23 protein-coding genes and 1 riboswitch are annotated in these 25,725 nt (G+C 72.2%); of the genes, 12 read left to right on the top strand and 11 right to left on the bottom strand.

The genetic code is table 11. The annotated features are described in order from the left end of the window. Positions 1–59 precede the first annotated feature (59 nt). The 4 genes from ACIBH3_RS29460 (at position 60) to ACIBH3_RS29445 (ending at position 4,907) form a co-directional block, all read left to right on the top strand. The gene (locus ACIBH3_RS29460) at positions 60–1,061 is read left to right on the top strand and encodes a carbohydrate ABC transporter permease (RefSeq protein ID WP_396315149.1); all 1,002 of its coding nucleotides are present in this window, start codon (positions 60–62) and stop codon (positions 1,059–1,061) included. A gap of 39 nt (positions 1,062–1,100) precedes the next feature. Beyond that, positions 1,101–2,012 carry a sugar ABC transporter permease gene (locus tag ACIBH3_RS29455; RefSeq protein ID WP_396315148.1) on the top strand — a complete coding sequence of 304 codons (912 nt, stop codon included), beginning with the start codon at positions 1,101–1,103 and terminating at the stop codon, positions 2,010–2,012. Between the two features lie 95 nt (positions 2,013–2,107). After that, a complete protein-coding gene (locus ACIBH3_RS29450) occupies positions 2,108–3,853 on the top strand; it encodes a glycoside hydrolase family 13 protein (protein WP_396315147.1) in 1,746 nt (581 codons plus the stop codon). Between the two features lies 1 nt (position 3,854). Then, positions 3,855–4,907 carry a LacI family DNA-binding transcriptional regulator gene (locus ACIBH3_RS29445; protein ID WP_396315146.1) on the top strand — a complete coding sequence of 351 codons (1,053 nt, stop codon included), beginning with the start codon at positions 3,855–3,857 and terminating at the stop codon, positions 4,905–4,907. Between the two features lie 173 nt (positions 4,908–5,080). Here the strand turns inward: ACIBH3_RS29445 and ACIBH3_RS29440 are convergent, their stop codons facing one another. Then, on the bottom strand, positions 5,081–5,281 hold the full coding sequence (locus ACIBH3_RS29440; RefSeq protein WP_396315145.1) for a hypothetical protein: 201 nt from the start codon (positions 5,279–5,281) through the stop codon (positions 5,081–5,083). 162 nt (positions 5,282–5,443) lie between these two features. Beyond that, on the bottom strand, positions 5,444–6,652 hold the full coding sequence (locus ACIBH3_RS29435) for a transglycosylase family protein (protein ID WP_396315144.1): 1,209 nt from the start codon (positions 6,650–6,652) through the stop codon (positions 5,444–5,446). Then, positions 6,637–6,794, bottom strand: a riboswitch (cyclic di-AMP (ydaO/yuaA leader). (Overlaps the previous gene by 16 nt.) Positions 6,795–7,057: 263 nt before the next feature. Between ACIBH3_RS29435 and ACIBH3_RS29430 the strand changes: the two genes are divergently transcribed. After that, complete coding sequence (locus ACIBH3_RS29430; RefSeq protein ID WP_396315143.1) at positions 7,058–9,241, top strand: hypothetical protein; 2,184 nt, start codon at positions 7,058–7,060, stop codon at positions 9,239–9,241. Positions 9,242–9,326: 85 nt separating this feature from the next. Here ACIBH3_RS29430 and ACIBH3_RS29425 read toward each other — a convergent pair whose 3' ends face one another. Next, complete coding sequence (locus ACIBH3_RS29425) at positions 9,327–10,244, bottom strand: sirohydrochlorin chelatase (RefSeq protein ID WP_396315142.1); 918 nt, start codon at positions 10,242–10,244, stop codon at positions 9,327–9,329. Positions 10,245–10,757: 513 nt separating this feature from the next. Between ACIBH3_RS29425 and ACIBH3_RS29420 the strand changes: the two genes are divergently transcribed. Next, positions 10,758–10,994, top strand: a complete 237-nt coding sequence (locus ACIBH3_RS29420) for a DUF397 domain-containing protein (protein ID WP_396315141.1) — start codon at positions 10,758–10,760, stop codon at positions 10,992–10,994. Between the two features lie 170 nt (positions 10,995–11,164). On the opposite strand, the gene ACIBH3_RS29415 is transcribed toward ACIBH3_RS29420, so the two are convergent. Then, a complete protein-coding gene (locus tag ACIBH3_RS29415; RefSeq protein ID WP_396315140.1) occupies positions 11,165–11,713 on the bottom strand; it encodes an ATP-binding protein in 549 nt (182 codons plus the stop codon). A 417-nt stretch (positions 11,714–12,130) separates the two neighbouring features. Here ACIBH3_RS29415 and ACIBH3_RS29410 point away from each other — a divergent pair, with 417 nt between their 5' ends. Continuing rightward, positions 12,131–12,997, top strand: coding sequence for a helix-turn-helix domain-containing protein (locus ACIBH3_RS29410; RefSeq protein WP_396315139.1), 867 nt, complete (start codon positions 12,131–12,133; stop codon positions 12,995–12,997). Positions 12,998–13,054: 57 nt separating this feature from the next. Here ACIBH3_RS29410 and ACIBH3_RS29405 read toward each other — a convergent pair whose 3' ends face one another. Together ACIBH3_RS29405 and ACIBH3_RS29400 are read right to left on the bottom strand one after the other, a co-directional pair. Beyond that, positions 13,055–13,693 (bottom strand): TetR/AcrR family transcriptional regulator, encoded by a 639-nt coding sequence (locus ACIBH3_RS29405; RefSeq protein ID WP_396315138.1) that lies wholly within the window; start codon positions 13,691–13,693, stop codon positions 13,055–13,057. 207 nt (positions 13,694–13,900) lie between these two features. Further along, positions 13,901–15,445, bottom strand: a complete 1,545-nt coding sequence (locus ACIBH3_RS29400) for an MFS transporter (RefSeq protein WP_396315137.1) — start codon at positions 15,443–15,445, stop codon at positions 13,901–13,903. Between the two features lie 86 nt (positions 15,446–15,531). Here ACIBH3_RS29400 and ACIBH3_RS29395 point away from each other — a divergent pair, with 86 nt between their 5' ends. Continuing rightward, entirely contained in the window at positions 15,532–15,984 is a 453-nt protein-coding gene (locus tag ACIBH3_RS29395) for a MarR family winged helix-turn-helix transcriptional regulator (RefSeq protein ID WP_396315136.1), read from the top strand. Between the two features lie 137 nt (positions 15,985–16,121). Here ACIBH3_RS29395 and ACIBH3_RS29390 read toward each other — a convergent pair whose 3' ends face one another. Continuing rightward, positions 16,122–17,069 carry a M56 family metallopeptidase gene (locus tag ACIBH3_RS29390; RefSeq protein WP_396315135.1) on the bottom strand — a complete coding sequence of 316 codons (948 nt, stop codon included), beginning with the start codon at positions 17,067–17,069 and terminating at the stop codon, positions 16,122–16,124. Between the two features lie 432 nt (positions 17,070–17,501). Between ACIBH3_RS29390 and ACIBH3_RS29385 the strand changes: the two genes are divergently transcribed. Continuing rightward, positions 17,502–18,083, top strand: coding sequence for a hypothetical protein (locus ACIBH3_RS29385; protein ID WP_396315134.1), 582 nt, complete (start codon positions 17,502–17,504; stop codon positions 18,081–18,083). A 57-nt stretch (positions 18,084–18,140) separates the two neighbouring features. On the opposite strand, the gene ACIBH3_RS29380 is transcribed toward ACIBH3_RS29385, so the two are convergent. The 4 genes from ACIBH3_RS29380 to ACIBH3_RS29365 all read right to left on the bottom strand — a co-directional run bounded on the left by ACIBH3_RS29380 (position 18,141) and on the right by ACIBH3_RS29365 (position 21,749). Beyond that, on the bottom strand, positions 18,141–18,704 hold the full coding sequence (locus tag ACIBH3_RS29380) for a DUF5134 domain-containing protein (RefSeq protein WP_396315133.1): 564 nt from the start codon (positions 18,702–18,704) through the stop codon (positions 18,141–18,143). A gap of 218 nt (positions 18,705–18,922) precedes the next feature. Continuing rightward, positions 18,923–19,696: an amino acid ABC transporter ATP-binding protein gene (locus ACIBH3_RS29375; RefSeq protein ID WP_396315132.1), complete on the bottom strand. Its 774-nt coding sequence runs from the start codon at positions 19,694–19,696 to the stop codon at positions 18,923–18,925. Beyond that, the gene (locus ACIBH3_RS29370; protein ID WP_396315190.1) at positions 19,693–20,514 is read right to left on the bottom strand and encodes an amino acid ABC transporter permease; all 822 of its coding nucleotides are present in this window, start codon (positions 20,512–20,514) and stop codon (positions 19,693–19,695) included. The genes ACIBH3_RS29375 and ACIBH3_RS29370 overlap by 4 nt, the downstream gene beginning before the upstream one ends. Before the next feature lie 173 nt (positions 20,515–20,687). Then, positions 20,688–21,749: an ABC transporter substrate-binding protein gene (locus ACIBH3_RS29365; protein ID WP_396315131.1), complete on the bottom strand. Its 1,062-nt coding sequence runs from the start codon at positions 21,747–21,749 to the stop codon at positions 20,688–20,690. A gap of 502 nt (positions 21,750–22,251) precedes the next feature. Here ACIBH3_RS29365 and ACIBH3_RS29360 point away from each other — a divergent pair. The 3 genes from ACIBH3_RS29360 to ACIBH3_RS29350 are packed head-to-tail and all read left to right on the top strand — an operon-like array spanning position 22,252 to position 25,489. Continuing rightward, positions 22,252–23,652 (top strand): DUF6421 family protein, encoded by a 1,401-nt coding sequence (locus ACIBH3_RS29360; RefSeq protein ID WP_396315130.1) that lies wholly within the window; start codon positions 22,252–22,254, stop codon positions 23,650–23,652. Beyond that, positions 23,649–24,392: an SDR family NAD(P)-dependent oxidoreductase gene (locus ACIBH3_RS29355; RefSeq protein WP_396315129.1), complete on the top strand. Its 744-nt coding sequence runs from the start codon at positions 23,649–23,651 to the stop codon at positions 24,390–24,392. The genes ACIBH3_RS29360 and ACIBH3_RS29355 overlap by 4 nt, the downstream gene beginning before the upstream one ends. Further along, the gene (locus ACIBH3_RS29350) at positions 24,389–25,489 is read left to right on the top strand and encodes a threonine aldolase family protein (protein ID WP_396315189.1); all 1,101 of its coding nucleotides are present in this window, start codon (positions 24,389–24,391) and stop codon (positions 25,487–25,489) included. Before ACIBH3_RS29355 ends, ACIBH3_RS29350 begins: the two co-directional genes overlap by 4 nt. Positions 25,490–25,725 lie beyond the last annotated feature (236 nt).

Here is a 25,725-nt window from a genome sequence, read left to right as displayed (position 1 = left end):
CCCGTACCAACAGCAGTCGCCGTAGCGAGGCTGCGGACCTCCCGAAAAGGTGTCACCAAATGGCAGTCGCCGTGCAGGGCGCAACCGGCAAGGGCAGCCGTGAGCGCGAACCGCGTCCCGGCCTCGTGCAGCGCCTCAAGCTCTCGTACAGCAAGCACTGGTACGCGTACGCGATGATCGCGCCGGTCGTCCTGGTGCTCGGCGTCCTGGTGATCTACCCGCTCTGCGAGGGCGTCTGGCTCACCCTCACCGACGCGACCAGCCTCAACTCGGCGCGCAAGATCGGGGTCAACTCGATCCCCGCCAGTTACAACTTCGTCGGCCTGGACAACTACGCCGACATCCTGTGGGGCCCCGGCTCGTACGACCGCTTCTGGTCGCACTTCGTCTGGACGATCGCCTGGACGGTGCTCTGCGTCTGCCTGCACTACAGCCTGGGCCTGGGCCTGGCCCTGCTGCTCAACCAGAAGCTGCGCGGGCGCGGCCTCTACCGCCTGCTGCTGATCCTGCCCTGGGCCGTACCCACCTTCGTGACGGTCTTCTCCTGGCGGCTGATGCTCTCCGACGGCGGCGCCGTCAACAGCCTGCTCCACACCCTCCACCTGCCCGAGCCCGGCTGGCTGGACGACCCGCTGGGCCAGAAGGCCGCCGCCGTCCTGGTCAACACCTGGGTCGGCGTGCCGTTCATGATGATCTCGCTGCTCGGCGGCCTGCAGTCGATCCCGGCCGAGCTGTACGAGGCCGCCGAGATGGACGGCGCCACCGCCTGGCAGCGCTTCCGGCACGTCACCCTGCCGGGTCTGCGGACCGTCTCCAGCACCGTCGTCCTGCTCGGCGTGATCTGGACCTTCAACCAGTTCGCCGTCATCTTCCTGCTCTTCGGCAACGGCGCGCCCGACGCCCAGCTGCTCGTCACCTGGGCCTACCGGCTCGGCTTCGGCCAGCAGCCCCGCGACTACGCCCAGTCCGCGGCCTACGGCGTCATCCTGCTCTCCATCCTGATCGTCTTCACCGCCTTCTACCGTCGCTGGCTCGCCCGCAACGAGCAGGCCAACGGCTGACGCCCCCGCACCCCAGCGACCAAGAAGGCAGGTAACCCGATGAGCACCACCACCGACCGACCGACCGTCCTCACCGCGGGCGCCGGCGCCCCGGCCGCCCGGGCCGCCAAGGTCCGCCGCCGCGGCGAGCAGGCCCCGCTGGCCAAGGCGCTCTCGCACGGCGCACTGATCCTCGCCAGCCTGATCGCGCTGTTCCCGGTGCTGTGGATCGTCTTCGTCTCGCTCGGCCCCGACAAGACGGACTACCTCCACCCCGGCGCCATCCTCGACAAGATGTCGCTGTCGAACTACGACAAGGTGCTGTTCGACACCGACTTCCTGAGGTGGTTCGGCAACGCCTTCATCGTCTCCGGCGCCACCACCGTGCTCGGTGTGCTGATCGCCGCGACCACCGGCTACGCGGTCTCCCGGATGCGCTTCCCCGGCCACCGCCCGCTGATGTGGTCGCTGCTGGTCACCCAGATGTTCCCGATCGCGGTGCTGATCGTGCCGATGTACACGATCCTCTCCACCCTCGGCCTGCTGGACAGCTACCTCGGGCTGGTCCTGGTCTACTCGACCACCACCGTCCCGTACTGCGCCTGGCTGCTCAAGGGCTACTTCGACACCATCCCGGTGGAGATCGACGAGGCCGGCCGGGTCGACGGGCTCTCGCCCTTCGGCACCTTCTGGCGGCTGGTGCTGCCGCTGGCCCGCCCGGGCCTGGCGGTCGCCGCGTTCTACTCCTTCCTCACCGCCTGGGCCGAGGTGGCCTTCGCCTCCACCTTCATGCTCAGCTCGGACAACTACACCCTGGCCGTCGGCCTGCAGACCTTCGTCAGCGAGCACGACGCCCAGTGGAACCTGATGGCCGCGACCGCCGTACTGATCGCGATCCCGTCCTCGGTGCTCTTCTACCTGGTGCAGCGCCACCTGGTCACCGGCCTGACGGCCGGTGCCTCCAAGTCGTAGTCCGAGCGCCGTTCCCCTCTCTTCCTGCTGACGCGCACCGGCCGCCCACACCCCGGCGGCCGGGACGACACCTAGTCCCCAAGGGATGACAGTCCATGACCCAGAACCTGGCCGACACCTCCCGGTCCACCGCCGCCGCCCCCACCGCCGTCACCACGGCCGTCGCGAACGCCGGTGAGTCCAGAGGCTGGTGGCGGGAAGCGGTCATCTACCAGGTGTACCCCCGTAGCTTCGCCGACTCCAACGGCGACGGCATGGGCGACCTGCCGGGCATCCGCAGCCGGCTGCCGTACCTCAGGGACCTCGGTGTGGACGCCGTCTGGCTCTCCCCCTTCTACGCGTCCCCGCAGGCCGACGCCGGGTACGACGTCGCCGACTACCGCGCCGTCGACCCGATGTTCGGCACCCTGCTGGACGCCGACGCGCTGATCCGCGACGCCCACGAGCTGGGCCTGCGGATCATCGTCGACCTCGTCCCCAACCACTCCTCGGACGCCCACGAGTGGTTCCAGCGGGCCCTGCGCGAGGGCCCCGGCTCCCCGCTGCGCGAGCGGTACCACTTCCTTCCCGGCAAGGGCCAGAACGGCGAACTCCCGCCGAACGACTGGGAGTCCATCTTCGGCGGCCCCGCCTGGACCCGCACCGAGAACCCCGACGGCACCCCCGGCGACTGGTACCTGCACCTGTTCGCCCCGGAGCAGCCCGACTTCAACTGGGAGAACCCGGCCGTCGCCGACGAGTTCCGCTCGATCCTGCGCTTCTGGCTCGACATGGGCGTCGACGGCTTCCGGATCGACGTCGCCCACGGCATGGTGAAGGCCCCCGGCCTGCCCGACCTCGGCTCGCACGACCAGCTCAAGCTGCTCGGCAGCGACGTGATGCCGTTCTTCGACCAGGACGGCGTGCACGAGATCTACCGCACCTGGCGCCGCATCCTCGACGAGTACCCCGGCCAGCGGATCGGCGTCGCCGAGGCCTGGACCCCGACGGTGGCCCGTACCGCCAACTACGTCCGCCCCGACGAGCTGCACCAGGCCTTCAACTTCCAGTACCTGGGCACCCACTGGGACGCCGGGCAGCTGCGCGAGGTCATCGACGTGTCGCTCGACTCGATGCGCCCGGTCGGCGCCCCCAGCACCTGGGTGCTCTCCAACCACGACGTCACCCGGCACGCCACCCGCTTCGCCAACCCGGCCGGCGGCACCCAGATCCGTACCCCCGGCGACCGCGAGCTCGGCCTGCGCCGGGCCCGCGCCGCCAGCCTGCTGATGCTCGCGCTGCCCGGCTCCGCCTACCTCTACCAGGGCGAGGAGCTCGGCCTGCCGGACGTCACCGACCTGCCCGACGAGGTCCGCCAGGACCCGTCGTTCTTCCGCAAGGCCGGCCAGGACGGCTTCCGCGACGGCTGCCGGGTCCCGATCCCGTGGTCCGGCACCGAGGCCCCGTACGGCTTCGGCCCCACCCCGGGCGGCCCCAGCTGGCTGCCGCAGCCCGCCTCCTGGGCCGAGCTGAGCGTCGAGGTGCAGAGCGGCGACCCGACCTCCACGCTGGAGCTCTACCGCAGCGCCCTGGCGGTCCGCCGCGAGCACCCCGCGCTCGGCGCCGGCACCGAGGTGACCTGGCTGGACTCCCCCGAGGGCACGCTCGTCTTCCGTCGTGACAGCGCCGAGGGCTCCTTCGTCTGCACCGTGAACGCCTCCGCCGAGCCGGTCCGGATCGCGACGCCGGGCCGTATCATGCTCTCCTCCGCCGACGCCGTCGGCACGAGCGAGCCTAAGGACGGTGCGGTGGACGGATGGACGGTCCTGGCGGCGGACAGCACCAGCTGGTGGGCGGTCTGACATGGTTGCAATAGGCTCTGGGATCGTGACTACGGCGCGACTCTCAGACATCGCGGCGCAGGCGGGGGTCAGCGAAGCCACCGTCTCCCGCGTACTCAACGGCAAGGCGGGCGTCTCCGCCACCACCCGGCAGACCGTGCTGGCGGCGCTGGACGTGCTCGGCTACGAGCGCCCCACCCGGCTGCGCCAGCGCAGCGCCGGCCTGATCGGGCTGATCACCCCGGAGCTGAGCAACCCCATCTTCCCGGCCCTCGCGCAGGTCATCGAGCAGGTGCTCAGCCGGCACGGCTTCACGCCGGTGCTCTGCACCCAGACCCCGGGTGGCGCCACCGAGGACGAACTGGTGGAGATGCTGGTCGAGCGCGGTGTCGCCGGCATCGTCTTCGTCTCGGGTCTGCACGCGGACACCACCGCCGACCACGACCGGTACGCCAAACTCACCGGCCGGCAGGTCCCGTTCGTCCTGATCAACGGCTACAGCGAGCGGTTCTCCGCCCCGTTCATCTCGCCGGACGACCGCTCTGCGATGTGGATGGCCGTCCAGCACCTGGTCGAACTGGGCCACGAGCAGATCGGCCTGGCCATAGGGCCCAGGCGCTACGTTCCGGTGCTGCGCAAGGTCGAGGGTTTCACCGCCGCCACGAAGGAACTGCTCGGCCTCACACAGGAGCAGGCCGAGGCCATGGTCCACCACACCCTGTTCAGCGTCGAGGGCGGCCACGCGGCTGCCGGCGCACTGCTGGACAAGGGCTGCACGGCGATCGTCTGCGGCAGCGACATGATGGCGCTCGGCGCGATCCGGGCGGTGCGCCAGCGGGGCCTGTCGGTGCCGCAGGACGTCTCGGTGGTCGGCTTCGACGACTCGCCGCTGATCGCCTTCACCGAGCCGCCGCTGACCACCATCCGCCAGCCGGTCGAGGCGATGGCCATCGCCGCCGTCGACGCCCTGCTGGAGGAGGTCGGCGGAAACGCCGCGCAGCGCGGGGAGTTCATGTTCCAGCCGGAGCTGGTGATGCGCGGCTCCACCGGCGCCCGGCCGGGCCGCGGGGAGTGAACCCCAGGCCGTGAGCCGAGCCGTGAAGGCCCCCGGAGGATCCTCCGGGGGCCTTCACGCTGCCCGGGCGCGCCGCGCTGCCCCGTGCCCGCACGGGACGCGGGAAGCGGCCTCCCAGGGCCCGTCCGCCATGCGCGTCGGTCAGGCGCGCGCGGGGCATCGTCGGAGCGGCCCTAGCCCTCCTGGACGGGCGGCTGCTCCTGGGCGAGGCGCTGCCCGTCGGCGGCCTCGGTGGTGCGGCTCTCGGTGCGCCGCCCCCTGGCCAGGTAGTCGCGGACGATCAGCTCGATGGCGTCCTGCGGGCTGGCGGTACCGGAGAGCAGCATCACGTCGATCGCGAGATTGGCGTCGAGCGTGACGGTGACCTGGGCCATGGTGACTCCTCCTCGGGTGCTGAGCAGCAGCATGCCCGGAGGTCCAGCGTTTGACCATGGCCCGGTGGGACCGGTACGGCCCGGTGTTGATGGGTACGCCGCGGCCCCCGGGGAGAGCGAGCAGACTCCTCCCGGGGGCCGCGGCGTACCGCGCCGCTGGGATCAGACCCGGCCGGCGAAGTCCGGGGCCCAGTTGGCGATGGTCTCGACCCTGACGCCCGCACTCGGGTTGGCGGCCTCGACGTAGCTGCCGTTGCCGGTGTAGATCGCGACGTGGTAGACGCCCGAGTCGCTGCCGTTGTTGGACCAGAACAGCAGGTCGCCCGGCTGCAGCTTGTCCAGCGACACGTGGGTGCTGGCGGCGGCCTGGTCGGCGGCGACGCGCGGGATGGAGATCCCGGCGGCACGCAGCGCGGCCTGGGTCAGACCGGAGCAGTCCCAGCCGCCGTTGCCGGTGCCGCCGTAGATGTACGCCTGGCCGACCTTCGACTGCGCGAAGGAGACCGCGGCGGCCTTGCTGCCGGTCGCGGTCTGGGCCGAGGTGGTCGCGGCGGCCTTGGTGGCGGTGGCGGCGGCCGGCTTGGTCTCGGCCTTGGCGGCGGGGGCGGCGGAGCGGTTGAACCAGTCGAAGTGCTCCGCGTCGGCCTTGTCGTCACCGAGGGACAGGTGCTGGCCCGGGTAGATGACGTTCGGGCCGTCGGTCAGGACGGACTTGTTGAGCTCGTACAGGCGCTCCCAGCCGCCCTGCACGTTCTCCTTGTCGGCGATGGAGGAGAGCCAGTCGCCGGCGATCACGGTGTAGCTGGAGGCGTGCGCACCGTGCTGCTGCGACCAGGACTTGCCGGTGCCCTGGTCGCTCTTGGCGGGGGCGGCCGGGGCCTTGGCGGCCGGGGCGGCCGGGGCCGGGGCCTTGGCGGCGGGGGCGGCCGGAGCGGCCGGAGCTGCCGGAGCGGTGGTGTCCAGGACGGGCGCGGGGCCGCCCTTGGTCAGACCGGCCTGCACGGAGCAGACGGGCCAGGCGCCGGGGCCCTGCTCGGCGAGCACCTTCTCGGCGATGGTGATCTGCTGCGCCTTGGTGGCCAGGTTGGCCTGCGAGGCGTACGCGGTGCCACCGAAGGCGGCCCAGGTGCTGGAGGTGAACTGGAGGCCGCCGTAGAAGCCGTTACCGGTGTTGATGGCCCAGTTGCCGCCGCTCTCGCACTGGGCGACCTTGTCCCAGGTGGCGACGGAAGCGGCGGAGGCGGTGCCGGAGGCGAGGCAGGGGATCGAGAGGCCGACGCCTGCCACGCCGACGGCGGCGATCAGGCGGCGGGTGCGGCTGGACAGACGGGTGCCGTTGGTGGGCAGCATGAAGAAGCGTTCCTCTCCCACGCCTGCGAGGTGAGCTGTCGGATTCGGGCTGGAGTTGCCCGGCCGTACTGAGCACGGCTTCACCCCTAGCCCTGAACCGGTGTGGGACCGGTCCGGGGCGGCTTACCTGGGTCCCCCGCGCCTGCCGTGGTGCGTTTTCGCGCTGCCAGCGCACCCGACGGCAGGCCTCGGCGTTGCGGGTGAACTGGGCCCGTGTGACCACGAGCGGCAGCACGTTAAGCAGACTTAAGTTCAAACTGCAAACATGTGTGAGCTTGCTCACGAGGCCTCCGCAAGATCGCGACAGAGTGTCCGACATGATCAGAAACGGGCGGTTTCCAACAAGCCCCTTGCGGTCGGCGAGATCTGCCTATGCTTCAGGAGTCAGCGCATGACGCAGCCGTCTGGGGGGAGGGCTACGAGGCCATGGTCGCGAGTGACGAGCGGAACACCGGGGGCGGGCCGGCCGGCGGGACCAATGGCCCTGTCGCCGGGGCCGGTGCGGGCCGGCCGCTGCGACGGCGGACGATGATCCGCTGGCTGGCCGTCGGTAGCGCCCTGGCGGCGGTCTCCGGCGAGGAGCTGCTACGCCGTTCGCTGAGCGGGCGCGACGCCCACGAACCATCAGTCGGACCCCCCGCCGCCGGCTCCGGGCACCCCGGCGCGGACCCCGGGCACACCCACGGCGGCCCGCCGCCGGCGGCGGGGCAGTCGCCGCCCGCGGTGGACGAGAGTGGGCGCCGGTGGTCCGATCCGGCCGGCTGGGGTGGCTCGGTGCCGGGTCCGCGCAGCGCGGTTCGCATCGCAGACCGGGTCATTCTGGACATTGACCTGGAAATCGGATCAATCGTCATCGAACCATCAGGCGTGCTGGTCTTCGCCTCCGACCGCACGCTCACCCTGAGCTCGGCGGGCAACGTCGAGGTCCGCGGCGCGCTCGCGCTCGCCCCCGCCGGCACCGCCACCCACACCCTGCGCTTCCCCGCCGTCGACGAGCGCCGCTTCAAGGGCGACGGCATGAGCGTCCTGGACACCGACACCGGCCTCTGGGTCACCGGCGCCGGCTACCTGCGCCTCGACGGTGCCCCCCGTGCCGCCTGGGTCCGCGCCGCCGCCGCGCTGAAGGCGGGGGACACCACCATCGAGCTGGCCGCCGCCCCGGCCGGCTGGCAGCCCGGCGACGAACTCGCAGTCACCCCCACCGCCGCCCCGAGCGAGGCGGACTTCTCCACCTCCTACGACCTGCGCACCATCAGGACCGTCAGTGGAAACACCGTCACGCTGGACGTGCCGCTCGCCCACGCCCACCCCCGGGTGGCCACCGGAGGCGGCGTCACCCTCGGCGCCGAGGTGCTCAATCTGACCCGCAACGTCCGCGTCGAGGGCACGGCCGGCGGCCGGGCCCACATCCACCTGACCAGCTCCCGCCCGCCCGACGTCCGGCACGCGGCACTGCGCTGGCTCGGCCCGCGCACCGACACCCGCGAGAGCTGGCAGGGCCCGCAGGGCGCCACCCCGGTCACCGCGCCCGTCGTCGGCCGCTACGCCCTGCACTTCCATCTGCTCGCCGACAGCAGCCGGGGCACGGTCGTCGAGGGCGTGGTGGTCCGCGACGCGGGCAACCACGCCTTCGTCCCGCACGGCAGCCACGGCATCACCTTCCGCAGCTGCGTCAGCCACGACACCTGGGAGGACGCCTACTGGTGGGACGGCCCGCTGGACACCCGCACCCCGCAGGGCCCCTCCGACGACATCACGTACGAGTCCTGCGTGGCCTCCCGCACCGTCTTCGAACCCGCCCCCCGCGCCTACCGGCTGACGGGCTTCAGCCTCGGGGCCGGCAGCGGCGGCCGGGCGGTGGACTGCGTCGCGGTCGGCGTCCAGGGCGCGACCGGGGCCTCCGGCTACGAGTGGCCGGAGACCAGCGAGGGCGTCTGGACCTTCGAGCGCTGCCTGGCCCACAACAACCTGCAGGACGGCATCTTCGTCTGGCTCAACGCCGAGCACCACCACGTGGTCACCCAGTTCGTCGGCTACCACAACGGCGGCTGGGGCATCGAACACGGCGCCTACCTCAACGACTTCGACTACACCGCGAGCGTGCTGTACGGCAACGCCGCCGGGGGAGTGGCCCTGCACTCGCTGGGACGCGACAAGGGGACGGTCTTCGACGGCCTGCTGATCGACGCCGCCGGGCAGTCGGACTACGCCGTCGCCACCGCCCGGCACCAGCTCGCCGGTGAGAGCGTCACCTTCAGCCGCTGCCGGCTGACCGGCTATCGCCGGGCCGGCATCGCCTTCCAGGCCGACCAGGAGGGCCGGCCGGACGACATCGCGGTGCTGGACTGCGAGTTCGCCGGCCCGGCCGGCAGCGAGCTCTGGCTCGACCCGCAGTCGTCGGCGCCGAAGAGCATCGTGCTGCGCCGGGCGGGCGAGGCCGGCGCCGTGCAGGTGCGCAAGCCCGGGGCGGGCGGCACCGCCGTGCCGCAGTGGAACGCCGCCACGACGCCGGCCCCGGCGGTGGCGGGCGGCGCCCGTCCCGTCCTGCTGCCCGCGCTGGCCCTCAAGGACGCCGCGGCGTCCACCAGCCGGCTCACCGCCGGATCCTGAGTCCCGCAGCCCGAGGGCCGGGCGGCGGCGCAACGCGAAAGGGGTTCCGGGCGGACCCGGAACCCCTTCGGCGCGAACGAGCCGACTACTCGGCCGACTGCTCCTCGGCCGGCCCGGCCTGCTCGGCCTCCGCGGCGGCGAGCTCGGCCTCGGCGGCCGCCAGCTCCCGCTCCAGCGCGGCGAGGTAGGTGGAGGCGACCAGCTGGCCCACCGTCGGGTAGGCGCCGAGCGGGGCCGCGCTGGGGCAGCCGGTCTCCTCGGCGGCGGTCGCGAGCAGCTCGGGGTCGGCCTCCGGGCCGATCACCAGCGGGGCCAGCGCCGGGCGCTCCGAGCCGGTGGCCCGCAGGTGCTCGACGGCGGCCGCGACCGAGCCGGGGACGTCCAGGGCGGCGGAGACGACCGGCACGGCGAGCCGGGCGGCGAGCAGCACACCGGTGATCCCGGCCGCGGCGGCGGCCTCCTCGCCACCGACGGTGGTCAGCACCACGCCGTCCGCCGAGGTCGCGATGGCGAAGAGCCTGGCCCGGTCGGCGCGGGCGAGCCCGGCCTCGGACAGGCGGACGTGGACGGCCTCGGCCAGCAGCGGGTGCGGGCCGAGCACATCGGTGACGGTGGATCCGGCGGCGGCGGCGAGCTCGTTCAGCTCGGCGAGGAAGCCGTGCGGGCCGGGCAGCAGCGGAACCACCACCGGCGCGGGCATGCCGGCCTCGGCGGCCTGCGCGAGCAGGTCGGCCACGGTCGGGGCGTCGGTGGGGCTCTCGCCGGAGGCGTCCGGAAGGTAGCCGGCGGCGGTCTCGACGCCGGACTGCTCGCTGCGGACGATCGACAGGAGCTCGTCCACGACGGAACGGGACTCGGGTCCGGCGGTCGCGGGCACGGCGAGCACCAGGGCCGGGGAGCCGGCCGGGATCTCGGGGCGCTCGGGTCGGCGGTGGCGCCCCCGCGCACGGGAGCCTGGCGTACGGACGGGCAGTGGCGCGCCCGGGATGGCTGCGGTGCTCATGGCGGAGATCGTAGGACATCAGGCCGGGCTACCTGCATTCGGCTGCCGGGAATGCGAGGTCAGTGCCCCCGCAATTGGGACATAGCTCAGCAAATTGGTCCGCATAATCACGTCGGGCCGCACGGGTGTGAACCGCCGCAAGTCCGTACGCGTCCAAAGTGAGATGTCTCACAGGGGGCGAGGTGACTGACTGTGGGTCACGGCGGGGCGACTCCCGGCGTTCGAAGATCAACATTGAGCAGGGCGCCGCCTACGCGCGGTGAGCACGCCTTCTCCGGTTCATTCGGCTATGTCCCCTTATGCACCGCCGTCGAATGGTTCCGGAATTGGTTGCATCACTTCGTGTTGACCATCATGCACCTGCAACGTCCCGTGCTGATGCACGTGCACTGGAGCTATCATCACGTCAAGTAAGGCGTACACCGGGCCGGTAGGGGCCGGGCCGGTCGCTCGCGACTGTGCGGCCGGGGCGCCGAGCCGGACGACAACTCCGGAGCTCTTCGGGAGACTTCTATGCACCACACGTACAACGGCATGGCGGCTGCGGACCTCGAAGGAGTGGTCTGGCAGAAGAGCCTGCACAGCAACTCTCAGGGCAACTGCGTCGAGTTCGCCGCACTGCCGGGCGGTGACGTCGCGATGCGTAACTCACGCTTCCCGGACGGTCCGGCGCTGATATACACCCGGGCCGAGATAGCGGCACTGCTGCTGGGGGCCAAGGACGGGGAGTTCGACCATCTGGCGGTCTGATCCGCCCTCACCATCGGGGGGCCGTCGTGGGTGCTGACACCACGACGGCCTTTAGTCTTTCGTGGACGCGCTCACGGACCCACCCGCGGACCCGCCGGCGGTCCTGCTCGGGTACGCCGCGCCCGCTCGCCGGGCGCCGTGGTGCGCGCCCGGGCCGGTTCTCCCGCAGGCTAGGCCGAGCGGCGGTGCCGGCCACCGGACTCCTGCACGGCGGCGGGCTGCTCCTCGGCCTCGAACAGGGCCCAGACGACCTTCCCCGCGCCTGCCAGCGGGTGCCAGCCCCAGGAGCGGCTGAAGGAGTCCACCAGGTGCAGGCCCCGGCCGGACTCGGCGACGAAGTCGGCCTCCCGGGCGACCGGCCCGGTACTGCTCGGGTCGCTGACCGCGCAGACCACCTGCGGTGAGCGGTGCACCAGGCTTATTCGGATCGGCAGCCGCGCGTCCGGCGCGTGCTGCGGCCCCGCCTGGAGGGGAAAGGCCGAGAGATCGGCGATCGGGGTGCCGGCGAGGTGCTCGGGGCGGGCGCCGACGGCGTGCCGCAGCGCGTTGGTCACCAGTTCCGACGCCACCAGGGCGACATCGTCGAAGAGGTCGCCGAGCCCCCAGCGGTGGAGGGTGGTTCTCGCGAAGTCGCGCGCGGTTCTGACGGCTTCGTAGCGGGGAGCGAGCGTACAGGTGACCACGTGGGGGTCGACCGCCAGGGCCGTACCGGTGCTCATGAAGAGCTCCTCCCATAAGGGGGCGGACACGGCTGGACCCGCCGGGGTCATGCCGGTCACCTCCGACTCGCTCGGCCGCTCGGCCGCCCCCTCGACCGGCCCGCGCGCGCACACGAACGCCCGGTCGCGCTGCTGCGCCGCCGGACGGTGTGCGGTGTCGCGCGTGGTGTCGACGCGGAGCCCGCGGGATTGCCAGGGATGTGCAAGTGCACGTGCACCATGGTCCTCTGCGCTCACTGCAGATGCAAGAGTCGATTCACGTGCAATCGCACTGTTGGCATATGCAAGCGCCGAATGCACGTGCATCCTGGTGTCTCCGATACCTAACTGATAGATAGATCCGTCAGTACCGGCACCGTGAGCGCTCAACTGATGGCAGACTGTGCCCTGTTTGCCCAAGGTGGAGGTTTCGACCGCATGACCACAGTTCAGCCGGGCGGCGGCTCGATGGTCCGCCGGATCCTCCTGGGATCACAACTGCGCCGGCTCCGGGAGGCGCGAGGTATCACCCGCGAGGACGCCGGGTACGCGATCCGCGCGTCCGAGTCCAAGATCAGCCGCATGGAGCTGGGCCGGGTCAGCTTCAAGGAGCGCGACGTGGCGGACCTCCTCAGCCTCTACGGCGTGGACGACGGCGCCGAGCGGGAGGCCCTGCTCGGCCTCGTCCGCGAGGCCAACAAGTCCGGCTGGTGGCACAGTTACAACGACGTGCTGCCAGGCTGGTTCCAGACCTACGTCGGTCTGGAGGAAGCCGCCACCCTGATCCGAACCTACGAGGTGCAGTTCATCCCCGGCCTGCTGCAGTCCGAGGAGTACGCCCGCGCCGTCTTCGGGCAGAGCCGCCCGGTGATCAGCGACGAGGAGATCGAACGCCGGGTCAGCCTGCGCCAGCGCCGCCAGAAGCTGCTGACCGAGGGCAACAGCCCGCGGCTGTGGGCCGTCATCGACGAGGCGGCGCTGCGCCGGCCGGTCGGCGGGCCCAAGGTGATGCGCGGCCAGCTCCAGTACCTGATAGACATCGCCGAGCAGTCCAACGTGGTCGTCCAGGTGATGCCCTTCCGCTTCGGCGCGCACGCGGGCGAGAGCGGGGCCTTCTCCATCCTGCGCTTCCCCGAACAGGACCTCGCGGACGTGGTCTACCTGGAGCAGCTCACCAGCGCCCTCTACCTGGACAAGCGGGACGACGTCGACGCGTACGTCCAGGTCATGGAGCGGCTCTGCGTGGACAGCCTGACGCCCGAGCGCACCATCGAGCTGCTCTCCTCGATCCTCGCGGAGCGCTGAGCGCCCCGACCGGTAGTCCGAGCCGGCGAGCGCAGCTGGTGTCCCGTCCGCCGCGCCTCAGCTGCGCGCCGGCGGCTGCGCGCTGGCCGGCGGGCCCGGCTGCGGCGGCAGGCCGAGCTCCCAGGCGAGCCCGTAGCGCCGGAAGAGGTCCGCCCGGATCGGCGGCAGCGGGAGCTCCGCCCCCGGCAGCAACACCCCGATGCAGCCGCCCATCAGCGCGCTGCGCAGCACCGCGTGTTCCGCGACCGGATCGGGTGCGCCCCACTCGCGCAGCACGTCCTGGAGGATCGCGCCGAGCCGCTGTTGCTCCGGGTCCTGGACGAAGGCGCCGGTGTCCGGGTCGAGGATCAGTGCGAGGTGCGAGCGCATCACCCTGGGGTGGGCCAGTGCCACCCCGAGCACCGCGTCGATGGCCCGGGCGAGCCTGGCCTCGGGGCAGGCGTCCGGTGCCAGCTCCGCCAGTGCCCGGGAGAGCTCCAGGTGTATCAGCCGGTGGGTGGCGCACTGCATCAGCAGTCGTTTGCCCTCGAAGTAGTAGGAGAGCAGCCCGCGCGCGAGTCCGGCCCGCTCGGCTATGTCACTCAGTGTGGTGCGGGAGTATCCGTGCTGGTCGACGAGTTCGACGGTGGCGCGCATGATGCGTCGGCGGGAGCGTCGGCGCATTTCCTCGTTGACCGAATCACCACGAGGTGCCATCGTGTCTGCTCCGTACGTCCGTTGGCTCCGGGCCAATATACTGCCCGGCGCCCGCACCGATGCCGCCCCGCCGGGGGGCGGGGACGGCGTGAGGTTCGTACGCGGACGCGCCGGTTCCACCAACACGGGGGTTTGGTGGAACCGGCGCGCCCACCCGCCGGCGAGGGCCGCCGGCCGGGTGGGCGATGCCGTGATGTGCCGGTGCGGTCAGCGCTCGGCGAGCACCTTGGAGTCGTTCGGCGTCTTCAGGTCGGCTGACGGGTAATCATAGTCGGGTACGGAGACGGGGATCGACCGCTTGCGCCGGTCGATCGCGGCGCCGGTCGCCGCCACCACGAAGCCGACCAGGGCGACCCCAGTGACCAGCAGCAGGGCCGGGCGGTAGCCGTCCAGCTGGGCCTGGGCGCTCTCACCGCCGCCGCTGCCCGCGGTGATGACCGCGGTGGCCGCCGCCAGCACGATCGCGCCGCCGACCTGGAAGGCCGTGTTGACCAGTCCGGAGGCCAGCCCCTGCTCCTCGTCGGCGACGCCGTCGGTGGCGGCGATGTTGACCGAGGGGAAGGCCAGCGCGAAGCCGATGCCGAGCAGGATCATGCTCGGGAGCACCAGCGTGACGTACGAGCTGTGCTCGTCCAGCCGCAGGAACCCGGCGTAGCCGAGCAGCAGCGCGAGCACGCCGATCGGCAGCAGTCGCCCCGTCCCGAAGCGGTCGACGATCGCGCCCATCTTCGTCGCCGAGAGGGCGACCAGCGCGCCGGCCGGCAGCAGGCCGAACGCCATCTCCAGGGCGGACCAGCCCAGCAGTCGCTGGAGGTAGAGGGTGGCGATGAACTGGAAGCCCGCGTACGAGCCCATCAGCGTGAAGGCGATCAGGTTGGCCCGCGAGACGCCGCCGTTGCGGAAGATGCCGAGCCGGACCAGCGGGTGCGCGGTGCGCTGCTCGATCATCAGGAAGGCGGCCGCCAGCAGGATCACGGCGAGCAGCGAGCCGACGGTGCGCAGGCTGAGCCAGCCGGCGCCCTGCGCCTCGGTGACGGTGAAGACGAGCAGCAGGACGGCGGCGGTGCCGGTGATGGCGCCGGCGATGTCGTAGCCGCCGGAGGCGCGCTCGTTCTCGGCCGGGCGGGGCAGCATGCGGATGGCGAAGACGAGCGCGAGCAGCGCTACCGGGACGGGCATCAGGAAGGTCCAGCGCCAGCCGGCCGAGGTGAGCAGACCGCTGAGCACCAGGCCGAGCGAGAAGCCGCTGGCGCCACAGGTGGTGTAGATGGACAGCGCGCGGTTGCGGGCCGGGCCCTCGGGGAACGTCGTGGTGATGATCGACAGCCCGGCGGGGGCGGTGAACGCGGCGCTGACGCCCTTGAGGAAGCGGGCACCGATCAGCAGGCCGCCGTCGTCCACCAGGCCGCCCAGCAGGGAGGCGGCGGCGAAGGCGCCGAGCGCGACCAGGAACACCCGGCGCCGGCCGAGCAGGTCGGCCGCACGGCCGCCGAGCAGCAGCAGGCCGCCGTAGCCGAGGACGTAGCCGCTGACCACCCACTGCAGGGCGGAGGTGGACAGGTGCAGGTCCGTGCCGATGGACGGGAGGGCGACGCCGACCATCGAGACGTCCAGGGCGTCCAGGAACATCGCCGCGCAGAGGACGACGAGTGCGCCCCAGAGTCGTGGGGTCCAGTGCGGCTGTCCGGCTGAGGACACGTCAGAGGGCTTTGAGAGGTCGTTGGTTGAGTCGGAGCGGCTAGGCGGAGTCATAGGGAGGAGACTACATGCATGTGCAATCAATGCAAGCGGATATAATTCGCTTGCAATAAGTTCACGGGAGCGCCTACCCTGGCCCGGTGTCCGAACTCGACTCCGTCACCGAGGTGGCCCTGGTCGCCGGCTGGCGCGACCTGCTCGCCCGCCACGCCGCGACCACCTGTGCGCTCGACCGAGAGCTCGGCGAGCGGCACGGCATCGGCATGAGCGAGTTCGAGGTGCTGGAGCGCCTCGCCGAATGCCAGCAGGCCGCCATCGGTCCCCAGCGCGTGCAGGAGCTGGCCGACACCGTGCACCTGAGCCAGAGCGCGCTGTCCCGCCTCATCGGGCGGCTGGAGAAGGCCGGCCTGGTGGCGCGGACGATGTGCGAGGTGGACCGCCGGGGCATCTTCGTGATGCTCACCGAGGAGGGTCGCGCTCGCTACGACCAGGCCCGCCCGCTGCACCGCGAGGTGCTGGCCCGCACCCTCCACCGTCCGTCCGGAAAGCTCTCCGAGAGGCCGTCCGACAAGCCGTCGACGTGCTCCCCCTGAGCCTCCCGCGCGCGGCCTGACCTGACCCGACGCGACCCGACCTGACCCGAGCTGACTGCGGCCTGTGCCGTCCTGGGGCGCCGTCCTGATGCCGCCAGCGCCGCCGCCGACGGCCCGGCGGACGCTCCGCAGGGCGGTCAGAGCAGCGTGGACAACCCGGGTGCGGCCGCCAGGAGCAACGCAGTGGCGGGCGCACCGAGCGCGGCGACGGTCAGCCGCAGCCGGTGCAGCACCGGCAGCCGGGGCTGATCCGCCAGCAGCCGGTCCACCCGGCGCGGGGCCTGCGCCAGCCCCGGCGGGCAGGCGCCGAACACCCCGCGCCCCAGGTTGAGCTCCGCCAGCGCAAGTGCCGTCGTGGTCCGCCCGTGCCGGCGCGCCGCCCGGTCGTCCGCCGCCAGCTCCACCAGCTCGCCGACCTGATCGCGGAACGCGCTGAACACCCCGACCCCGGGGAACCCGCTCGCCAGCGCCTGGGCGCACTGCGACAGCCAGTGGTGCCGCGCCCGGACGTGCCCACGCTCGTGGCTGAGCACCGCGGCCAGCTCCCGGTCGGTCAGCTGTTGCAGGGCGCCCGTGGTCACCACCAGCCGGGCCCCCTGGCCGGGCAGCGACCAGGCCTCGGGCCGCACGTTCTCCAGCACCACCAGTCGCTCCCTGCGCCTGCGCGGACTGCCGACCGAGTGCGGCAGTTCCGGTGCGCGGTCAGCGAGTTGGGCATGCCGCCGGGTACGCATCGCCCGCGCCGAACGGACCTCCCGGGTCAGCGCCAGCATCGTCTGCACCCCACCGGCGGCCAGCAGTGCGGCACACAGCCGCCCCCAGCCCTCGGCACCCTGGAGCCCGTACGCCGCCTCCACGCCGTGCGGCGCACCGGCGAACAGCAGCTCCCGCAGCGGCGGCAGCGCGGCCGAGGCGGCCAGCACCAGGCTCAGTACACAGCAGAGCAGCACCGCGACCACCAGGCACTGCCAGGCCAGCAGCGCCAGTACGGGTTCCCGCTCGGCCCAGCCGGCCCGGGCCAGCAGGCGTGGCGCCACGGTCGACAGCAGCAGTCCGAGCAGCAACAGGCCGAGCAGGGCCGTCATGGCAGGGGCTCCCCCAACTACGCGCGGAGCGCGACAGTGCGCTGCCTCCAACCTATGCGCTCCCCGGCGGGTGCGATATGCATTCCGGCCACCAGTGAGCAACGCCACGCGGCTGAAACCGATCGCGGCGCTCCGCCCGGCCGGCACGCCTGCCCGGGCCACTGTCACGGGCGTGTCGCCGTTCCTCGCCGGTTCGGCGACCATCCGTACCAGGTTTTGATCATCCGGCCTTGCAGGGGACAGAATGGTCGTTCGCGTCAGTGAACTGACGCGTCATCATGTTGGGCGCAAAGCGGGGGACTCATGGACAACGGCCAGTTCGGGTACGGGCACGACGAGGCGCAGCCGGCGGCGTCCGGGCCGCCGCTCCCGCCCCCGCCGCTGGCACCGCCGCCGCCCCCGCCCGCTGGACCCCCCGCGCAGCCTCCGCTGATGGCCTGGTCCGGCGACACCGCCGGGTCCGCCCCGGCCCGTGGCCGGATCTCGACCGGTGCCAAGGCGGGACTCGCCGCCCTCGCCGCGGTCCTCGTCGGCGGCGGCATCTACGCGTTCGCCGCCCAGGGCGACGGCGACGGCCGGCTGCGCACCATCCACGACAACGCCGAGGTCGCCGCCCTGATCAGGGCGCATCGCGGCGCGTGCGACGACTCCAGGCCCGAGTCCAAGCTCCCGGCCGGCGTCGCCTCGGCCATCCGCTGCCGTACGGCCAAGGCCGCGGACGAGGACTCCGGCAGCCGGTACGTCACGTACGGCCTGTACACCGACCTGGCGGCCTTCGCCCGGGCGGCGAAGGACTCGATGGGCGGCCGCAACCCGGGCACCATGCCGCTCCAGATCGGCGACGGGTTCTTCATCCGGGTGCGCAGCTACGACCTCACGCCGACGCCCGGCACCCTCTGGATGAACTGCGACGCGGACCTCAGCATCAACCTCCCGCCCGGGGCGTACCGCAGGCCCGTCGCGGGCAGCGGCTGCGTCCTGACGGACTCCCCGCCGCGCGACAGCGAAGACTGACCCGAGGCGGCCGGGGCCGGCGGCTCCGGCCCAAGCCATACCCTGCCCGGACCCGCCTCAGAGCGTCAGCAGCATCGCGAACATGCCGATCCCCATCGTCAGCCGGCAGGCCTGCGGCAGGCCCGCCGTGCCGGCGGGCAGGGTGCCGCCGGGCGTGCTGAGCAGCCGGCTGCCGGCCCAGAGGGTGTAGCCGCCGAAGTAGAGGAGCAGCGCGCCGGTCAGCAGCGGCAGGCCGGCCGCGCCGGCGTGGTGGGCGTGCGCGGGAGCGGTGGCCATGCTCAGCGGCATGTACGTCATCGCCAGCGCGCCGATCGCGTGGTGCAGACGGTGGGCCCGGCGGGCCGGGGTGGCCGGGGCGAGGGCGGCGACCAGGAACCCGGCGGCCGGGAGGCCGAACAGCCACGCCCAGACGGCGGGCGGGACGGTGCTGCCGGTGGCGGCCATCGCCGCCATGCCGAGGCCCATCAGCGCCTCGGCCGCGTCCGACTCGTGGCTCGGCAGCCGTCGGGCGTCGCCGGGGGAGGATGCGCAGCCGGAGCCACGCAGCCGGGCGAGGCAGTAGCAGCCCGAGGCGCCGGTGAGCGCCGCCAGCAGCCAGCTGACAACGGCTGATCCGTGCATCGGCGCCCCTCCCGACCGGTGCGTACGGGGTGTACCGTCCACGATCACCGATCACGGGGCCGCGCAGCAGGGCGCGTACGGGGGCGCGCAGAGGTGCCCAGCCGGGGTGAATCACTCCGGCGGGGCGTGCGGTGCGCGGTAGGACGCCTGGGGCAGGACCTCTGCGGTCGCCCTCCGGCCGGCAGCGCCGTCCGACCTCAGCCATCTGACCGCAGCCGTCAGACTCCCGGGTCGAGTCGGCCCGAGGCGACGATCCGGCTCAGGAACCGCCGGGTCCGCTCCTCCCGCGGATCGCCGAACACCTGCTCCGGCGTGCCCTGTTCGAGCACCACCCCGGCGTCCAGGAAGCAGACCTGGTCCGCCACCTCCCGGGCGAAGCCCATCTCGTGGGTGGAGAGCACCATCGTCATCCCCTGCGCCTTGAGATCCCGGACCACCGCCAGCACCTCGCCCACCAGTTCCGGGTCGAGTGCCGCGGTGATCTCGTCGAGCAGCAGCAACCGGGGCCCGGTGGCCAGCGCCCGGGCGATCGCTGCCCGCTGCTGCTGCCCGCCGGAGAGCCGGTCCGGGTACTCCCCGGCCTTGGCCGCCAGCCCGAGCCGCTCCAGCAGCTCCAGTGCCGCCGCCTCGGCCTGCGCCCTGGGCGTGCCGTGCACCCGGCGCGGGGCGAGCGTGATGTTCTCCAGCACGGTCATGTGCGGGAAGAGGTTGTAGGCCTGGAACACCACGCCGATCCGCCGCCGCACGGCGTCCTCGTCCACCCGGGGGTCGGTGATCTCCTCCCCGTCCAGGAAGATCGCGCCGTCGTCGATCTCCTCCAGCAGGTTGGCGCAGCGCAGCAGCGTGGACTTGCCCGAACCGGAGGCTCCGATCAGGGCGGTGACGGAGTGCTCGGGCACGGTGAGGTCGACGTCGCGCAGCACCAGCTGCCCGCCGAACGCCTTGCGCACCGACTCCAGCCGCAGCACCGGCCGGGACGTCGCATCGGTCATACCGCACCTCCCTGGTGCTGACGGCGGTTCATCCGCGCGGTGATCCAGTCGGTGAAGCGGGTCAGCGGAATGGTCAGTGCGATGAAGACCAGGGCCGCGACCACGTACGGCGTGTAGTTGAAGGAGTGCGCGGTGATGATCTTCGCGGCGTACACCGCGTCGATCACGCCTCCGATCGAGACCAGCCCGGTGTCCTTCTGGAGCGAGACCAGGTTGTTGAGCAGCGGCGGCACCACCCGGCGCACCGCCTGCGGCAGCACCACGTACCGCATCGCCTGCGCGTTGCTCAGCCCGAGCGAGCGGGCGGCCGCGCGCTGGCTGGGGTGCACCGATTGGATGCCGGCGCGGAACACCTCCGAGACGTACGCGGAGTACGTCAGCACCAGGGCGGCCCCGCCGAGCAGCAGCGGGTCGGTGGTCACCCCGGTCAGCCGCAGGGCCGGCACACCCGTGATCATCGCCAGCAGGCAGATGATCATCGGCAGGCCGAGGAAGAAGTCCACGTACGCCGTCGCCAGCAGCCGCACCGGCAGGAACACCGGCCCGCGCAGTGTGCGGGCGACCGCCAGCAGCAGACCGAACAGCAGGATCAGCGCCCCGCAGCAGACCATCAGCTCCAGGTTCACCCGCAGGCCCTTGAGCACCTCGGGCAGCGCCTGCTTCGCGTACCCGAGGTTGAAGAAGGTCTCCCGGGTGCGCTGCCAGCCGGGGGAGTTGACCACCAGCAGGTAGAGCGCGAGGGCCGTCCCGGCGGTGGACAGCCCGGCGATCAGCACCGACCGGCGGGCCCGGCTGCGGCGGTAGGCCTGATGCGCCAGCCGCCGGGCGGACGGGCGGTAGTCGTCCGGGCCACCCTCGCCGGTGCCGCCGCCCCGCCCCGCATCGCCCGCCGGAGCGCCGCCACCCGGCGCACCACCCCCGGCGCCCTGCGCTGCACCTCCGGCGCCCGGCGCACCACCCTTGAGCAGCCCACCACCGGGCGAGGGGGCCGTCACTTCAGGACCGGCGCGGAGACGGCGTCGGACAGCCACTGCTTCTCCAGCCCCGCCAGCGTGCCGTCGGCCCGCAGCGCGTCCACGGCCTGGCTGACGCACGCCGTCAGCGCACTGCCCTTGTCCAGCACCAGGCCGAACTGCTCGCTCCGCGCCCCGCCCTGGAGCCCCTCGAACTGACCGAGCACCTGGGCGTCCGTCACCTCGGCGCCGGTGATGTAGAACGCGGTGGGCAGATCCACCACCAGCGCGTCGATCTGGCCGTTCTTCAGCGCCGCCTTCGCCAGGTCGTTGTCGTCGAAGACGGCCGGCTGCGCACCCGGCTTGATCACGTCGTTGATGGTGGCCAGGCTGGTGGTGCCCACCTGGGCCCCCAGCCGCGCGCCCTTGAGCTCGGCGACGCTCCTGGCGCCGGCCACCTTGGAGCTCTTCAACGCGATGACGGCCTGGCGCACGTCGTAGTAGCCGGAGGAGAAGTCCACCGCCTGCCGGCGTTCCGCGCTGATCGACACCTGGTTGACGTCGAAGTCGAAGTCCTTGGCGCCGGGCGAGGTGGTCTTGCTGAACGGACTGACCACCCAGCTCACCTTCTCCCTGGGGTAGCCCAGCCGATCCGCCACCGCGTACGCCACCGCCGACTCGAAGCCCTTGCCGTTCTCCGGCTTGTCCTCGGAGAACCACGGGTCGTAGGCGGGCTTGTCCGTCCCGATCGTCAGGGTGCCCGAGGTCCTGGTGGCCAGCGCACCCTTCGCGCACCCGGCGCCCGCACCGGACGCGGCGCCGGCACCGGAGGCCTCGGAGGTCGTGGCGTCCTGCGGGGCGCAGCCGGCCAGCGCGGCGGCGACCAGCAGCGCCGCGACGGGCAGCGCGGCGCCGGCCCGCGAACGGCCCCGGCCCGGGGCCAGGGACGTGCCCCGCGGCGTACCCGAGGACCGGCCAGGGCTCGCGCGGAGCGCGGCACGAGGGGAGGTGCCGGGAGAGCCGCAGGCGGAGGCACTCGCGGAGGCACTCGGGGACGCGGTGGGCGACGCGATCGGGGACGGCTTGCGGGCGGAGGTCATGGACGGGCTCCAGAAGAGGGCGCGGCGAAGGACGGAAGGAGAGGAGGCGAAAGGGCGCGCCGGCACAGCCCGGTCCGCCGTTCCACGGCGGATTGCATTCCCCGGTGGCGGCGCCGGGACACAGGCGGCATCGTCGGGCATACGGCACCACGTCCGCGGTGCCCCCGGGCCGGCGTCAGCAGCAGCGGCAGCGACAGCCGCGCGGACAACAGCAACAGGACACCCGGAGCAGGTCGATGTGGCGTCGGGCCACCAGGATCACCGCCGGGAGCATGGCGGGAGGTTCGCACTCCGTCGGTACCGCTGTCCAGAGCATCCGGACGCCCGTCCACATCCCGGACACCACCCGCCGGGCCCGGCCACGGTCCCCGGGCGGGCGACCGGTAGCCGGGCGGTAGCCGAGCGTACTTGCAGACTTCGCGCTCCAACCCCCCTTGAACAGGAGAACCTCCTGTATCTATGGTGTAAGCGTCGAAATAACTCCTGTCGAAGTGAGTCCCTGATGCAGAATCTTTCGCCGAGGCTCGCCGTGGCGGCCGACGCTCCCGCGGAGAGCACCGCCGGCCACCCCGCCTGGCTGCGCCTCAAGACCGCCGTCGAAGCCCTGCGCCCCCTGCAGTCCAAGGACGGCTCCATCGACCTGGCCGCCGTGCAGCGCCACACCGTCGACCCGCTGCTCGCCACCGTGCTGAGCGCCGTCGAGGAGCTCGCCCCGCTCTTCCCGCACGACGCCGAGTACCTCGCGGCCGTCCGCGCGGACCTGCGCAAGTGGGCCGACACCGGTTACAGAGAGCCCGACTTCCTCGACTCCCTGCTCGCCTTCCAGCCCGCCGCCCAGCGCGAGGACGGCCTGGAGCACCTCGTGGTGTTCCCGATGTACACCCAGAACGGCAACCCGGACCGCAACCTGGAAGCTGTCCTGCTGAACGTCGTCTGGCCGGACTGGCTGGCCGAGCTGGAGCGCACCCGCTTCGACAACCCGATGTTCGTGCCGATCACCTTCACCGACTTCACGGCCGGCTACGACACCAACTCCGCGGTGCTCTTCCCCGAGACCGTCGCCGTGCGCAAGGCCCCCGAGCGCTTCACCTGGGGCGGCATCTTCTGCGACCGCGAGGCCGCCCGCTTCCGCGCCGTCACCACCAGCGCCGTCGAGCTGCTCGGCCTGGAGATCCCCGAGGACGCCGCGAGCCTGCTCACCGACCAGGAGCGCGCACAGCAGACCTTCGTCCTGTGGGACCTCGTCCACGACCGCACCCACAGCCACGGCGACCTGCCGTTCGACCCCTTCATGATCAAGCAGCGCAGCCCGTTCTGGATGTACGGCCTGGAGGAGCTGCGCTGCGACCTGACCGCCTTCAAGGAGGCCGTCAAGCTTCAGGCCGAGGGCTACGCCCAGGGCCGCGACGTCCAGTACGCGATCCTCTTCGACCGGATGTTCCGCTTCCCGGTCAGCGGTGACCGCGTGCGCAACTACGACGGCATGGGCGGCCAGCTGCTCTTCGCCTACCTCCACAAGCACGACGCGCTGCGCTGGCGCGACAACCGCCTGAGCATCGACTGGACCCGCGTCGCCGACGTGACCAACGCGCTCTGCGGCGAGATCGAGACCCTCTACCGGGACGGCATCGACCGCCCCAAGACCGCCCACTGGATCGCGGCCTACCAGCTGGTCTCCAAGTACCTCACCCCGCACCCGGCCTCCACCTGGGCCAAGGGCACCGACGCGCTGCCGCTCGACATCACCGAGGGCAAGGCGCTCAACAAGGCGCTGTGCGACGCCGTCCTGCCGGACGAGTTCCCGCTGAGCATGTTCTTCGAGGCCCTCTCCAAGAAGCTGAGCGGCGTCATCGCCGCCACCACCGGCATCACCGGCGCCGGCATCCAGGGGGTCGCCGCATGAGCGCCCTGACCGGAAAGGTGATCGCCGTCGCCGGGGCCAGCGGCCCCGCGGGCCAGGCCGTCGTACGCCGCCTCGCGGCCGGCGGCGCCACCGTCGTCGCCGCCGACATCGACCCCCAGCGCCTGGACGCCGCCCTCCAGGCCGTCCGGACGGACGTGCCCGGCGCCAAGGTCAGCGGGCAGGTCATCGACCTGCTCGACCCGCAGGAGGTCCACGACTGGGCCGACCACCTGGAGGCCGAGCACGGCCAGGTCGACGGTCTGTTCCACCTCGTCGGCGGCTGGCGCGGCAGCAAGACGTTCTTCGACACCCGGATCGACGACTGGGACTTCCTGCACGACACCGTCGTGCGCACCCTCCAGCACACCTCGCTGGCCTTCCAGCCCGCGCTGGTCCGCAGCGCCTCCGGCCGGTACGCCATGGTGTCCGCCGCCGCCGCGCACAAGCCGACCGCCGGTGGCGCCGCCTACGCGGCCGCCAAGGCCGCCACCGAGGCCTGGACCCTCGCGATGGCCGACTCCTTCAAGAAGGAGACCACCGCCGAGGATGGCGAGCCCACCGCCGCGGCTGCGATCCTGGTGATCAAGGCGCTGGTCAGTCCCGAGATGCGGGCGGAGAAGCCGGAGGCGAAGTTCGCCGGCTTCACCGACACCGCCGACCTCGCCGACACCCTGGCGGGCCTCTGGGACCGCCGCGCAGCAGAACTGAACGGACAGCACCTGTGGCTGACAGCCCGATGATCCACTCCACCGACGCCGCCGCCACCGACGCCCCGGCGACGGACGCCCGGCGCCACCACGACCCGGCCGTCCGCGGCTTCGCCAGCGACAACTACGCCGGCGTGCACCCGGAGATCCTGGCGGCCATAGCCGTCGCCAACGGCGGCCACCAGGTCGCCTACGGCGAGGACGACTACACCGCCCACCTCCAGGACGTCTTCCGCCGGCACTTCGGCGACAAGGCCGAGGCGTTCCCCGTCTTCAACGGCACCGGCGCCAACGTCGTCGCCCTCCAGTCGCTGCTCCCGCGCTGGGGCGCGGTCATCGCCGCGGGCACCGCCCACATCAACGTGGACGAGTGCGGCGCCCCGGAGAAGATCGCCGGCATCAAGCTGCTCACCATCCCCACCCCGGACGGCAAGCTCACCCCCGAGCTGATCGACCAGCAGGCCTGGGGCTGGGGTGACGAGCACCGCGCCCAGCCGCTCGCCGTCTCCATCACCCAGAGCACCGAGCTCGGCACGCTCTACACGGCCGAGGAGATCAAGGCCGTCTGCGACCACGCCCACGAGCGCGGCATGCTCGTCCACCTGGACGGCTCCCGCCTCGCCAACGCGGCCGCCTCGCTCGGCCTGCCGCTGCGTGCGTTCACCACGGACGTCGGCGTCGACGTGCTCTCCTTCGGCGGGACGAAGAACGGCCTGATGCTCGGCGAGGCCGTGGTCGTCCTCAACCCGGAGCGGGTCCGCAACCTCAAGTACCTGCGCAAGATGTCCATGCAGCTGGCCTCGAAGATGCGCTTCGTCTCCGTCCAGTTCGAGGCCCTGCTGGCCGGCGACCTGTGGCTGCGCAACGCGAGCAACGCCAACGCGATGGCCCGCCGCCTGGAGGCCGCGGTCCGCGGTATCGAAGGCATCACCGTCGTGCGCCCGGTCCAGGCGAACGCGGTGTTCGCGCTGCTGCCGCGCGAGGTGAGCGAGCGGCTGCAGAAGCGCTACCGCTTCTACTTCTGGGACGAGCACACCGGTGAGGTGCGCTGGATGTGCGCTTTCGACACCACGGAGGCCGACATCGACGCCTTCGCGGCGGCGATCGCGGAGGAGATGGGCCGCGGCTGACGCGCAGTCCTGCCTGAGATCGTCCCGTCCCGGAGCTCCGGGACGGGACGATTTGCTTGTGGCGGCGGGGTGGCCGTAGAGTTCCGGAGTCGCACCGAGAGGGGCGGCGGAAAGCAAGTCGGAAAGCGAAACTCCGGAAATCGGAGCGGAAAACATCTGATAAGCTTGGAACACGAAAGAGCGAAGCGCCCGGAGAGTTCACGAGAGTGGCTCGAAGGAAGTGTCCGTTCCTTGAG

Source organism: Kitasatospora sp. NPDC050543 (genome assembly GCF_044457565.1).
Lineage (GTDB): Bacteria > Actinomycetota > Actinomycetes > Streptomycetales > Streptomycetaceae > Kitasatospora.
Note: the sequence above shows the minus strand (reverse complement) of the source record. Positions and strands in the feature narration are given on the sequence as shown.